Origin of the sequence: Streptomyces sp. TG1A-8, assembly GCF_030499535.1 — a bacterium.
Classification (GTDB): Bacteria; Actinomycetota; Actinomycetes; order Streptomycetales; family Streptomycetaceae; genus Streptomyces.
The window spans coordinates 215,102-227,492 of record NZ_JASTLB010000004.1 but is presented as its reverse complement, the minus strand read 5'-3'; the positions used below and the strand labels follow the sequence as shown (position 1 = coordinate 227,492).

Here is a 12,391-nt window from a genome sequence, read left to right as displayed (position 1 = left end):
GCCGGCCTCTTCCTTCATTCGCTGGTCACGGCTGCGCTCCCGTCGGGCGGTTCGCTGCTGTCGGTATAGATGACCAGTGTCTGTTCCGGCTGTTCGGCCAGGTGAAAAGCGGTGTATGCATAATCGATCGCTCCCCGTTGCGGGTGTCGTAGCCGTTTGCGACCGCTGTGCCGGGCCTGCACCTCGTACTGCGGCCACCAGTCCCGCACCTCTGGGCTGCCCTCGTTCAGGTCCTCGATCAGTCGGGTGTACCGCGGGTCGCCGGAGTGGCGTGCCGCTAGCGTCCGAAGTCGGCCGAGCAGGCCGCGTGCTTCGGGTTCCCAGTCGACCAGGATGTCCCGGGCCATCGGTTCGAGGAACACCCAGCGGGCGAAGTTGGCGGGCCGGTCCGCCTCAGTGATGAGCCCCGGGAACAACTCGTGGGCTGCCTGGCTGTGGCTGAGGACGTCATAGTTGCCGCCGATGATGTACGCCGGGTTCGGCTGGAGCAACAGGGGGACGGCACCCGCCTCGGCCGGGAGCGGCTCGCGTTCCTCGGCTTCGGCCGCAGGTGCGTGACCGGCAAGCTGGAGAAGATGATCGCGCTCGTGGCGGTCCAGCCACAGCGCCGCGGCGAGGGCGTTGAGCACCTGTTCGGAGACGCGGATCTTTCGCCCCTGCTCCAGGTACGTGTACCAGGTGGCGCTCATCCCGGCCAGCAGCGCCAGTTCCTCTCGGCGAAGTCCCGGAGTCCGGCGGCGGCCGGTCTGGGGCAGGCCCACCTCGTCAGGAGTCAGGCACTCTCTTCGGCTGCGCAGGAATTCACTTAGATCTGGTTGAGGTGGGCCCGGCGCTGCTGTTCGCGGGCCGCGATGGGGTAGGGGTCGAGGCCGGCCTCGGCGGCGGCGTCGATCCGCGTGACCTCGGCCTGCAGAGCCGTGATCTGGCTGTCGGTGCGGCTGATGTTCACGCACGCCGACTGGCAGCGGGAGTGATCCGGGGTGCTGCGGCCGCCGCCGTCGCGCGCCCGGTCGCGGTCCGGGTCGCACAGCGCGGTGAACGCATCGTGATTGCAGGTCAGGAAGAACTTCGGGTCTTCGTAAACCTGAAGGCGCGGGTTGTCGACGAGCGCGCGCAGCTCGCGTTTGCCCAGGTAGGTCCCGGCGTAGCGGTCAGTGAACTCCGCGGCCGCGGCGCGGTAGCGGTCGGCGGCCGGGCCGCTGACCTTCTCGCCGGCGGCGAGGCGTTCACCGGCCTCGGTGAGGGTCTCGGCCAGGGCCAGGCCCTTCTCCTGGTCCAGGACCTCGAGCATGTCGGCCTTCGAGCGGCCCGATGGTGGAGTCGGGTATTGGAACTCTCCGAATGCCTCAGTCGAGACGGTGCGAAGCGGGTTGCCGGTACCTGGAGGGCACCCGGACTGGTCGACTGACGCGGTCAAGTAGTGGCACGCCTTCATACCCCGCCGCGACGCCTGGTGCACCACGTACGCCGAGGTGGACCAGGTCCGGCTGACGGGAGCCATGCGCCGCTTAAACTCGACCAACCTGTCGATCACATCGTTGATCAACAGGTGGAACACCCAGTGACCTGCGAGATTCATGTCTATCGGTGCGCAGAAGGAGCCGTACGTGGAGTCGCTGGAGTGCTCGCGGTTCGTGCTCCTCGACGAGTGCCCGGCGAACGCGGAGAGCTGGTTCCTCGCCCGGTGCTTCGACGCGCTCCTCGCCCGGGGCGTGCGCGGGGTCGTCTCGTTCGCCGATCCCGTGCCGCGTACGGACGCCTCGGGGGCGGTCGTCGCCGTGGGGCACGTCGGGACGATCTACCTGGCTTATGCGGGTGCGGACATGTCTGGGGCGCCTGACGAGGCTGTCCACGCTGCTGCGACGAGACGGCGTGCGTCGGTTGGCGGAGGGAGTGCGTTCATCGAGAAGGATCACTCCGGGTAACAGATCCCCCTGCCTCAAAGGGGTAGTGGCTGGCAGTCATGTGCGCGACTGGTAGACCGAGAGCCGGCCCTTCCTGCCTTCCGAGGTCTCGGGAAGGGGGGATGGGCCCCCTGAGTGGAGCTCGACCACCGCACGCGCCCGACGGTCCCATCTATACTGCTTCGACCGATTGCAGTAGCGAGGCGGGGTAGGGCGGTATGGCGCGAGCGAGCGGCAGCGGGGCGTTGGCGGCCCGCCATATCAGTGCAATGCTTGCCCGTAAATTCGGCGATCTCATCAATATGGACGATGTGGAGGCCGTCGGTCATCCGCAGCGCGATCGTGCATTTCAGGCGCGGGCGTTGGCTGCTATGGCGGCCCGGATGCTGACGGGGTGCACCTTCCAGCAAGCCGCCGCATCCGTGATTGACGGGTTCGACGACCTCGGCATCGACGCAGTGGCGACTTCCAGTGCCACGGGTGAGCTGTGGCTGATCCAGGCCAAGTGGAGCGACAGCGCTGCGGCACGAGCTGACAGCGAGTCGGCTACCAAACTCCTGCGCGGGTTTCGGATCCTCGAAGGGCGCGGCTTCGAGCGTTTCAACCAGCAACTCCAGCCACATGTAGCGGCGATTGAAGAGGTCCTCGCCTCGCCGAATGCCGGGGTCCATCTGGTCCTGGCCGTCATGGGGACAGCGGAATCCAGCCACCGGCTCCTCGCCGCGATCAATTCGGAGCTGGCTGAGATCAACCGCTTCGGTCCGATAGCGGACCTGCGGGTGCTCTCCGCAGCGGACTTCCACGCCGCAGCTCTGAGTGATCTGGAGGACCCCGCTGTCGAACTCACGGCCACGTTCTCGCGAGGTTGGTTCCACCAATCTCTCCCGCACTCGGCGTACCACGGGGTGGTCTCTGCTCAGGAGGTCGCGCGCTGGTACCAGGAACAGGGCGCCGCTCTCTTTGCTCGGAACATGCGCCACCCGCTGGGCGACACCGCTGTGAATCTTGGCCTGGACTCTACTCTCCGGAAACAGCCGGAATACTTCTCGTACTTCAACAATGGAATCACCGTCTTGTGTGACTCTGTGCGCACTGAGTTCTTCGATCAACGGCAACACGGCGCCCCGGCCCGTCTGGTTCTAAGCGGTGCTTCCATCGTCAACGGCGCGCAGACGACAGCCGCCGTGTACAGGGCCTTTCGCGAAGATCCTGCGACCGTGAAGGATGCCACGGTCATGGTGCGGATCATTTGCCTTGATGATGCGCCTGAGGGCCTGGCCCGTGAGCTGACACGGGCGGTGAACACGCAGAACGAGGCGCTACGCCGCGACTTCATTGCCCTCGACCCGGTTCAGACGCAGATCCGCGATGACTTCAGACTGTCGCTCGGCAAGGAATATGTCGTGAAGCGCGGGGCGTTGCTTCCCGGGCCGGAGGAGGGCTGTTCGGTCGAGGAGGCTGCTACGGCCCTGGCCTGCTCCTACGCCGATTCGGCATTGGCGGTGCTCGCCGGTCGCGGGGATGCCCTTTGGGAGGATGGCCCGCACGCTCCCTACACGAGGCTGTTTGGCACCCAGCCCTCGGCGCTGCAGATTTGGCGCTCTGTCCAACTGCTACGCACCGTGCAGGAATCCCTCGGCGCACTGCATTCCCGTCTCGTCGGCCGTGGCGCGAGAATCGCTGATGCCGGGCGGCTGCTTATCGCGCACATTGTGTTTCAGCACGCAGACCTCAGCGACATCGACGTCCCTGATGCGGACTGGGCTACGGCACTGTCGCAGGCCCGAGCCGTCGTGCCTGATGTCGTCTCGAGCCTCGTTGCCCACATTGAATGCGAATTCGGTGACCGGACCCTGGTGGCCCCGCTCTTTCACGACGCAGCCGCGGCTGCCCGCTTGGTCACAGATGTTCTGGCTGACCTGGCCGACCCGGCCTGGAGGCCGCCGGCACTGGAACCGCGAGATGTCCTCGTGGGGCGAAGCGAACGGAAACCCAATTCGGTCCGCCTTCTGGTCAGCCATGACCGGCTGCCGGACGGAACTCTCTTGATGTACTCCCCTACCTCACGGGAAGAGCAGAGCATTGGTGATTGGCTGAACGCCGACCCAGACCGGTTCATGGCTGTTTGGTCTAATGATGTCAAGAGGCCGTTGCAGTGGCGTGCTGATGGGCGGCAGTACTCCCCGTCCGGATTGATCATGCACATGTGGCGCGAGAGTGGGTGGAACGAGGCACCCGTGGCCGTGAACGGAGCAGCCCGCTGGACGCTGCCTAGCGGCCAGACGCTGGCGGAGCTGGCTGAGGAAATCTGGCAGCGGGAGTCCAACGGCACGGCTGCGGGTGGTACTCAGGAGGCGGCGCGGCAGGACGGCGCCTCTGGTGTATGAGCGACGGACTATCGGCAAACGGTACGAGCTGCGCTCTACGCTCGGCCGCGGGGGGATGGGGCTGGTCCTCCTCGCACGAGACAGCACGTTGGAACGCGATGTCGCCGTCAAGCTGATCCGTCAGGACCTGTTAGAAGACCGGTCCGATGCCGAGCAGATGGTGGCGCGTTTCCAGCGTGAAGCGCAGATTGGCGCACGGTTCTCGTGCTCCGGACTTGCCCGGGTGTACGACGCTGGCTTTGACGAGACCACCGGGGACGCGTACATCGTCATGGAACTGGTGCAAGGGACGAGCTTGACCAAGGTCATGAAGTTTTCACGTCGGCCGTCAGACCAGTGGATCGCCTGCCTGATGACGCATCTGTGTGTGACGGTCGAGCACCTTCACCAGTTCTCGATCATCCACCGCGATATCAAACCCGACAACATCACGCTGGGCGTCGACGGCAAGGTCATACTTCTCGACCTTGGGCTGGCCCGCGACCTAGGCCCCAACGCTCCCCGCATCACCAGGGGGAATCAGCCTCTAGGAACTCCGGCATACATGTCTCCCGAGCAGGCCCTGGGGACGCCTGGCAGCGTTCGCACCGACGTGTACGGACTCGGTGTGCTGCTTCATGAATTGATCGCTGGCATAACGCCCTTCGTCGGTGAGCCGGTGTATCTGCTGTATGCGCACGTACACGAGGACCCACCCTCGCTTCGCGAGCTCCGGCCGGACGTCGATCCGAGGCTGTGCAGCCTGGCGTCGGCGATGCTGACGAAACACGCTGATGGGCGGCCGAGTGTGGAGGAGGTGCTCAAGCAACTGGCCGAGGTCCTGCCACCCGCCGGCTTCGCCCACCTAGAGGACCCGGGCTTTCCGCCCTTGATTGAGCCGGTACGGTCCTTGCCTCCCGGCCTGCGTGTCGACGCGTTTTCGGCCTCTCCACCACGCGGGGGACACGAGACCGGCGGAGCCAACGGGGGAGTTGGCGAACGAGTCCGCAGAGCTGACGCCCTGTATGATGCAGGGCGGGTTCTTGAGGCCTTCGCGCAGTACGAGAGCGTGGCCCAGGAACTCGGCCGCACGATTGACCAGCCTGCGCTCCACTGCCGCATTCGCGCAGCCCAATGTCTGGCAGCGCGAGGAGAGCAGGAGGCGGCGCTGGAGCGGTTCCAGGACGTTCGGGACGACCTGCAGCCGACACGTGGCGACACCGATCACGTGGTGCTTGAGATACGCCAGCATGTGGCATTGCTGCTTCTGGCGGTTGAGCGCCTGGATGAGGCCGCACGTGCGTTGGCGCAGTTGTACGACGACATGGTGAGGGTCTACGGGCGCGATGCCGAGGCAACAGCTCCAGTCCACAAGGCCCTCGTTGCGCTTCGGCAGCGACTGCGCAATCACCGCTCCAGCTGACTAGGTAATCGCCCGAAACACGTAATCACGCTAGTGAGATGGGGCACTGCTATCTGCGAGTCGGCGAGATCCTCTCCTGAGCGATTGAGAACTGTCAGGCCTGGTTGTATCTCCGGGCCAAGTCTTCCGTGAGAGGGTGCGGCGACGTCAGCGCAGCGAGCTGTGCGGGTTGCCGCTTGGCTGTCGGGGCAGACTCAGAACGGCGGAGTGGATGACGACGGGGCGCGGCGCCTGCTGCGCAACTCCGGTACGGCCTGCCCGTTGACGACATACAAGTTCAAGATGTCGTCCCTATCCATGAAGATCACAGACCTTCGCTGAGAAGCATCAAGCGCGTTGCCGAGCCAGTTTCGCGCGGCCTTAGTAATCTCTCCACCAGCGATGATGTAGGCGTGATCTACTAGTACGCGCTTGCCGATTTCGGGGTCGAAGATCTCGTGACCGATCATCATGGTGACCTGGTTCAAGATCTCGGCCACATTGGCATTTCCACTCCTGCTGACGCCTGACGCGTCGAGCTTTCCCTTCTTCACCTGAATCCCGAAGTATAGGACGTGAGTGGTGGGAAGGATGTATTTCATCCACACGCCCTTGCCGTACTCCAAGGCCTTGTCGCGGTGCCCTGCTGCGGTGATGCGCTGGAACCCTAGTTGTCGAAAGAGCGGCAACAACAGATCCTCGGTGATCTCATCCTCTGATGCAGAGTTCGGCCTCGGGGAACATCGGTACAGCGGTTAACGCTAAGCCGGTGATCTTGGTCAGGCCGGAGTTCCGAGAGTGGTGACGCGGTTCTCGTACTCGCGGCGGGCCTTGCGCTGTGCCGGGACCGCCGGGGTGCCCTGAGCGGCGTCGAGGGGCTGGCAGCGGGCAAGGCCCTCGGGGAGTATCCGAACGGAAATTAGCGGTAGCAGGGCGATCTTGATTCCGGTTCGGTGACAGGCCCGTTTCGCCTGGTCAGCGGGCTCTACGGTCCTCGGCATGCCTGTTGAGTACCTGTCTGCCGAGCAAGAAGCCCGCTATGGGCGGTTCGCCATGGAGCTGTCGCCCGGCGAGCTGGAACAGTTCTTCCGCCTGGACACCAGGGCCCTGGGTCTGGCGCGGGTGAAGCGCCGTCCGGCGACGCGGTTGGGATGGGCGGTGCAGTGGGGCACGGTGCGGATGCTCGGTACCTTCCTGACTGAGGATCCCACAGCGGTCCCGGCCTCTGTGGTGCGGTTCGTCGCCGAGCAGCTCGGTATCGATGACGCGCACTTCGCCGAGTACGGGACGCGCTCGCAGACGGCGTACGAGCACGCGTGGGAGATCCGCGACGAGTACGGGTATCGGGACTTCGCTGCGGGCGAGGAGGAGCTGCGGGAGTTCCTGGCGGCGCGGGTGTGGTCGTCGCTGGAGGGGCCGCGCGCGTTGTTCGACCGGGCGGTGGTGTGGTTGGTCAACAACCGGGTGCTGCTGCCCGGGGTTACGACGCTGGCCCGGATGGTGGCTGCGGTCCGCCAGGAGGAGAACGACCGGCTGCACGCCGCGCTGTACGAGGCGGTGCCGTACGACCTGCGCACCGAGATGGCCAGGTTGCTCGAAGTGCCCGAGAAGAAGCGGGTGTCGGAGCTGGAGCGGTTGCGGCTGGGGCCGATGAAGGTGTCGGGCAAGGCCATGCAGCTGGCCCTGGACCGAGCCCGTGAGGTGCGGGGCTTGGGGGCCGGCGCAGTCGACGCCGGGCGGGTACCGGCCGCTCGGATGACCGGGCTGGCCCGCTACGGGCTGACCTCGAAGGAGCCGACGCTCAAACGCTTGGAGGTCACCCGGCAGACCGCCACTCTGCTGGCGACCGTGCGGCACTTGGAGACCGCGACGGTCGACGACGCGCTCGACCTGCTGCACGCGCTGATGGCCACCAGACTGCTCGCGAAGGCCGAGCGCATGGGAAACGACGCCAAGCTCAGGGCCCTTCCTCAGTTGCGCAAGGCCGCGAAGAAGGTCGCCGCGGCTGTCGACGTGCTGATGACGACACCGCCCGCGACCGACACCGGCGAACTCGTCTCCGTCGTCGATGCGTGGTCGGCGATCGAGCAGGTCGTGCCACGCGAGCAGCTGGCCGACGCGCTCGCCACGATCGCCGCGGTGGTCCCGGACACCGACGGGGACGACGACGCGGAGTGGCGGGCTGAGCTGATTGTCCGCTACGGCACCGTGCGCGGCTTCATCCGCCTCCTGGTCGAGGTCATTGATTTCGGCGCGGTTGAGGCCGGCGCCCCGGTCGTGAAGGCCCTCAAGCAGCTGCCGGGCCTGATCGGCCGCAAGAAGGTGGGCGCTGAGGAGGTCTCCACGGAGCTGGTGACGGGCTCGTGGCGGCGGCTGGTGTTCGCCAATCCCAATCTGCCGCAAGGCGTGGTCGACAAGGCCGCGTACTCGTTCTGTGTCCTGGAGCACCTGCACCGCTCCCTGCGCCGGCGGGACGTGTTCGCCAAGGACGGCGACCGCTGGGGCAACCCCCGCGCCAAGCTGCTGGCCGGGGAGAAGTGGGCGGCCGCCGAGCCCAAGGTGCTTACCGCGCTCGGACTGGAGAGCGAACCGGCCGGACACCTCGCGGAACTCGCCTCCGCCCTGCATGCCGCGTACGTCCAGATCGCCACCGGGCTGCCGGGCAACACCGCGCTGGAAGTCGTTGGCGGGAAGCTGAAGCTGGCCAAGCTCGGCAAGGCCGAGGAGCCCAAGCTCATGCCGCCGTTCCGGCAGCTGGTCAACGGCATGCTGCCGAAGGTCGACTTCCCCGAGCTGCTGCTGGAGGTTGCCGAGCTGACTGGGATGGCGGACGCGTTCACGCACATCTCCGGTGCCGACTCCAGCATGGAAGGCTTCACCACCAGCCTGTGCGCGGTGCTGCTGAGCGAGGCGTGCAACGTCGGGATGACACCGGTCATGAAGCCGGACGTCCCGGCGCTCACACGAGGCCGCCTGGTCCAGGTCGACCAGGGCTACTTCCGGGCGGAGAACATCTCGGCGGCCAACGGCTTGTTCATCGAGGCACAGGTAAAAATTGACGTCGTGAGGGCGTGGGGCGGCGGCCTGGTCGCCTCCGCCGACGGCGTCCGGTTCACCGTCCCCGTGCAGACGCTCTACGCGGGCTCGAATCCCCGCTACTTCGGCCTGCGGCACAAGGGCGCCACCTGGCTGAACGTAGTCAACGACCAGGTGATGGGGCTGGGCGGAGTGGTCGTGCCGGGCACGCTGCGCGACTCGCTGTTCATCCTGGACGCCATCCACGCCCGCGACGGCGGACCGAAGCCGGAGACCGTCATCACCGACACCGCGTCGTACTCCGACATCGTCTTCGGCCTGTTCGCGATCTGCGGCTACCAGTTCTCGCCGAGAATCGCCGACATCTCCGACGCCCGGCTATGGCGGACCAACACCGCCGCCGACTACGGGCCGCTCCAGCCAGCCTCGAACCACATCATCCGCCTGGACCGGATCCGCGCCCACTGGGGCGATATGCTTCGTGTGGCGGGCTCTCTGACCCTGGGCGAGGTCCGGGGCCACGACCTGATCCGCATGCTCTCCCGGGACGGCAAGCCGACTGGCCTGGGCGACGCGTTCGCCCATTACGGACGGATCTTCAAGACCCTGCACCTGCTCCAGTTCGTCTCCGACGAGGGATACCGGCGGATGATCGGCGCCCAGCTCAACGTCACCGAGGCCCGCCACCGCCTCGTCCGCAAGATTTTCTTCGGACAGCGCGGCGAACTGCGCCAGCACTACCGCGAAGGCATGGAGGACCAGCTCGGCGCACTCGGCCTGGCCCTGAACGCGGTGGTGCTGTTCAACAGCCTCTACATCGACGCCGCCGTCAAGCAGCTGGCCGCCGACGGCTTCCCCGTCACCGATGACCTGCTCGCCCGGCTCTCCCCGCTCCAGTTCGACCACATCAACTTCCTGGGCCGTTACGCCTTCACCCGACCGTCAGCACCAGGCCTGCGGCCGCTACGCGACCCGCACAGCGGCGACGAGACCGGAGACAGCGAGGACGAGTAGCGCAAGGCCCGTACAGTCGAAGGGCGGTCCGGAGCCAGTTGCGATGGCTCCGGACCGCCCCTTCGGGAAGCGCATCGAGGGCTTCGCCAATCCGGACCAGCAGTCCGACCTCGTCGACGTGGGGGATCCAGTCTGGTGTGGAACCCGCCCCTGACGAGGGCGGAGCCCTCCGACAAGAGCTGTCCCGGCCCCGGACCGAAGGACAGAACCTAACGACGTGACATGTAGAGATCCAGGGCCTTGTGCAGGACCTTGTTGAGCGGGTAGTCCCACTCGCCGAGGTACTCGATCGCCTCGCCTCCGCTGCCCACCTTGAAGCGGAGCAGTCCCAGCAGGTGGTTGCTCTCCTCCAGGGTGTCCGTGATACCGCGGAAGTCGTAGACGCCGGCACCGAGTTCATGCGCGTCGCACATCATCTGCCACTGGATGGCGTTGTTCGGCTGAACCTCGCGCTTACGGCTGGTGGAGGCGCCGTAGGAGTACCAGACGTGCTCGCCAACAGTGATCATCGTGGCGGCCGCGAGCACCTCGCCCTCGTGGGAGGCGAGGTAGAGACGCATGCGGTCGGGGTGCTCGGCCCTCAGCGCGTTCCACATCCGCTGGAAGTAGCCCAGCGGACGAGGGATGAATCGGTCGCGCTCGGCAGTCTCGGTGTAGATCGCGTGGAAGACGGTCAGGTCCTCGTATCTACCCTGGACAACCTTGACACCGGCCTTCTCCGCCTTCTTGATGTTGCGACGCCACTGCTGGTTGAGGCCCCGCCTGATCTCCTCTAGGGACCGGCCTGCAAAGGGGACCTGAAACGCATACTGGGGCTGGCCCGCGGCGAAGCCGTCCTCGCCGCCGGGCTCGGTCTGCTGCCAGCCCATCCGGCGCAGCCGGTCGGCAAGGTCGAAAGCACGCGGCTCATGCGCGGTGGCCTCCGCGTCCCGCAGCCGCCGGGCTTGCGGGTCCGCGATCGCGGCCTTGACCGCCTCAGCACTCCACCGGCGAGCCACGACAGGCGGCCCCATCTTCACCGAGAAGGCGCCCTGCTCCTTCAAGTGGGCGAGCATAGGCTTCAGCCACTGCTCGATGTCCGGCGCTGCCCACTCGATCACCGGTCCCTCAGGCAAGTAGGCGAGGTACCGCTTCGTCTTCGGCAGCGGCCGCAACAGCACCAGCCCGGCCCCCACGAGGCGGTCCTCCTCGTCGAACCAGCCCAGACTCTCGGCCCGCCAGTCCGGCTTCACCTCCCCCCAAGAGGGCACCTGCGTGTGACTTACCGAAGGCTGGGCCATGACGAAGGCCAGATGCTCTTCACGGGTGATCACCTTGAGGTCATACGTCATTCGCCGCGCTCCTTTGTTCGGCGGCCAAGTCTACGGAGACGACCCACACTGATGATCACGAACTCGACTTCGCACAAACGGTCCTTTGCGCGAGCAAGATCGACAATCGCTCGCCGGGCCCCCGCCGATGCCGGATTCGCTCACAGAACCCGTTCTCACTCAAAAGCGGGACGGGCCCCCTTCTGAGACTTGCATTGTGCGAAAATCCGGGCCCATGACGGACCCTCAGCAGCCCTCCTCGAATGACCGCTCGGACGCGGACGATGTCGAACAGCACGCCTGTCCGAAGTGCGACGCTCAGCCCGGCTCACCGTGCCGCTCGCGCGGCGGCGCGGTCGCCTCCGCTTATCACACCCGCCGCTTCACGAAGGTGCTCCGGCTCAAGAAGGCGCTGCGGGTGCCGACCCCGGCGGACCGCGGGCCGGGTCGGCCGTGGCGGCCGTCTAGCCCGCCGCCAGCGCCGGTCGACCCGGACCTACCGAGCGCGGACATCCGCATCGGGTACGCGCGGTGTTCGACCCTCGGGCAGGAACTCAACTCGCAGTTGGACGCGCTCAGCAAGCACGGCATCCCCCGCGACAAGATCTTCGCCGAGAAGATCAGCGCCCGGGTGCGGGTCCGCCCGAAGTTCGAGGAGGCGCTTCGGACCGCGCGGGAGGTCAAGGCGCACGCCCCGCACTGCCGGGTCATCTTCACCGTGTACGAGATGAAGCGGCTCGGCCGCGACGCCGCCGAGCTCACCGTACTCGCCGACCACCTCACCGCCCACGGCCTGGTGCTGGAGATGCTCGCCGGGCCCCTGCCCGGCATCTACGACCCCACCGGGCCGGGCAAGCTGCTGTTCGCGTTCTTCGCGGCGATGGCGGAGACCGAGCGGGAGAACATCCGGGAGTCGACGCTGGAAGGGCTCGACACCGCGGCCCGCAAGGGCAAGCACGGCGGCCGGCCGCCGGTCATCACCGAGGACATGCTGCACACCGTGCTGCGGCGCCGGGCGGGCGGCGAGTCCGTCGAGCAGATCCAGCTCGACCTGATCATCCCCACCGGCAAGCGCAAGGGACAGAACCCCTCGGTCGCGAGCATCTACCGGGCGCTCGCCGAGCACGCCAAGCGCGAGACATACCCCGAAGCCGTCGAACAAGCCCATGCCGACTTCGCCGCCCTCCAGGCCTGGGAACTCCCCGGCCCGCGCACGGCGGCAGCGGAACCCGCTCAGTGACGCGGCACGGCGTCAGCCGCTACCGCTAATTTCCGTTCGGATACTCCCCGAGGGCCGGACATCGCCGAGCGGAAGTCCGGGGCGATCCGGCTGACCCCGGCCGAGGCCCAGCCCGAGCC

9 protein-coding genes are annotated in these 12,391 nt (G+C 66.6%); 5 read left to right on the top strand and 4 right to left on the bottom strand.

Annotated features, from left to right (window positions below):
* Positions 1-14 precede the first annotated feature (14 nt).
* Together QQY24_RS33050 and QQY24_RS33045 are read right to left on the bottom strand one after the other, a co-directional pair.
* Entirely contained in the window at positions 15-761 is a 747-nt protein-coding gene (locus tag QQY24_RS33050; RefSeq protein WP_301976636.1) for a helix-turn-helix transcriptional regulator, read from the bottom strand.
* Positions 762-805: 44 nt separating this feature from the next.
* Positions 806-1,291, bottom strand: a complete 486-nt coding sequence (locus QQY24_RS33045) for a hypothetical protein (protein ID WP_301976635.1) — start codon at positions 1,289-1,291, stop codon at positions 806-808.
* Between the two features lie 316 nt (positions 1,292-1,607).
* Here QQY24_RS33045 and QQY24_RS33040 point away from each other — a divergent pair, with 316 nt between their 5' ends.
* The 3 genes from QQY24_RS33040 (at position 1,608) to QQY24_RS33030 (ending at position 5,693) form a co-directional block, all read left to right on the top strand.
* Positions 1,608-1,925: a hypothetical protein gene (locus tag QQY24_RS33040; protein WP_301976634.1), complete on the top strand. Its 318-nt coding sequence runs from the start codon at positions 1,608-1,610 to the stop codon at positions 1,923-1,925.
* A 197-nt stretch (positions 1,926-2,122) separates the two neighbouring features.
* Complete coding sequence (locus tag QQY24_RS33035) at positions 2,123-4,291, top strand: AIPR family protein (protein ID WP_301976633.1); 2,169 nt, start codon at positions 2,123-2,125, stop codon at positions 4,289-4,291.
* Complete coding sequence (locus tag QQY24_RS33030; RefSeq protein WP_367658070.1) at positions 4,245-5,693, top strand: protein kinase; 1,449 nt, start codon at positions 4,245-4,247, stop codon at positions 5,691-5,693. The genes QQY24_RS33035 and QQY24_RS33030 overlap by 47 nt, the downstream gene beginning before the upstream one ends.
* 194 nt (positions 5,694-5,887) lie before the next feature.
* Here the strand turns inward: QQY24_RS33030 and QQY24_RS33025 are convergent, their stop codons facing one another.
* The gene (locus tag QQY24_RS33025; RefSeq protein ID WP_301976631.1) at positions 5,888-6,361 is read right to left on the bottom strand and encodes a hypothetical protein; all 474 of its coding nucleotides are present in this window, start codon (positions 6,359-6,361) and stop codon (positions 5,888-5,890) included.
* 310 nt (positions 6,362-6,671) lie between these two features.
* On the opposite strand from QQY24_RS33025, the gene QQY24_RS33020 reads away from it, so the two are divergent.
* Complete coding sequence (locus QQY24_RS33020) at positions 6,672-9,722, top strand: Tn3 family transposase (protein WP_301976630.1); 3,051 nt, start codon at positions 6,672-6,674, stop codon at positions 9,720-9,722.
* Between the two features lie 209 nt (positions 9,723-9,931).
* Here QQY24_RS33020 and QQY24_RS33015 read toward each other — a convergent pair whose 3' ends face one another.
* Positions 9,932-11,053, bottom strand: coding sequence for a peptidoglycan bridge formation glycyltransferase FemA/FemB family protein (locus QQY24_RS33015; protein ID WP_301976629.1), 1,122 nt, complete (start codon positions 11,051-11,053; stop codon positions 9,932-9,934).
* 214 nt (positions 11,054-11,267) lie between these two features.
* Between QQY24_RS33015 and QQY24_RS33010 the strand changes: the two genes are divergently transcribed.
* Positions 11,268-12,272, top strand: coding sequence for a recombinase family protein (locus tag QQY24_RS33010; protein WP_301976628.1), 1,005 nt, complete (start codon positions 11,268-11,270; stop codon positions 12,270-12,272).
* The last annotated feature ends 119 nt before the right edge of the window (positions 12,273-12,391 follow it).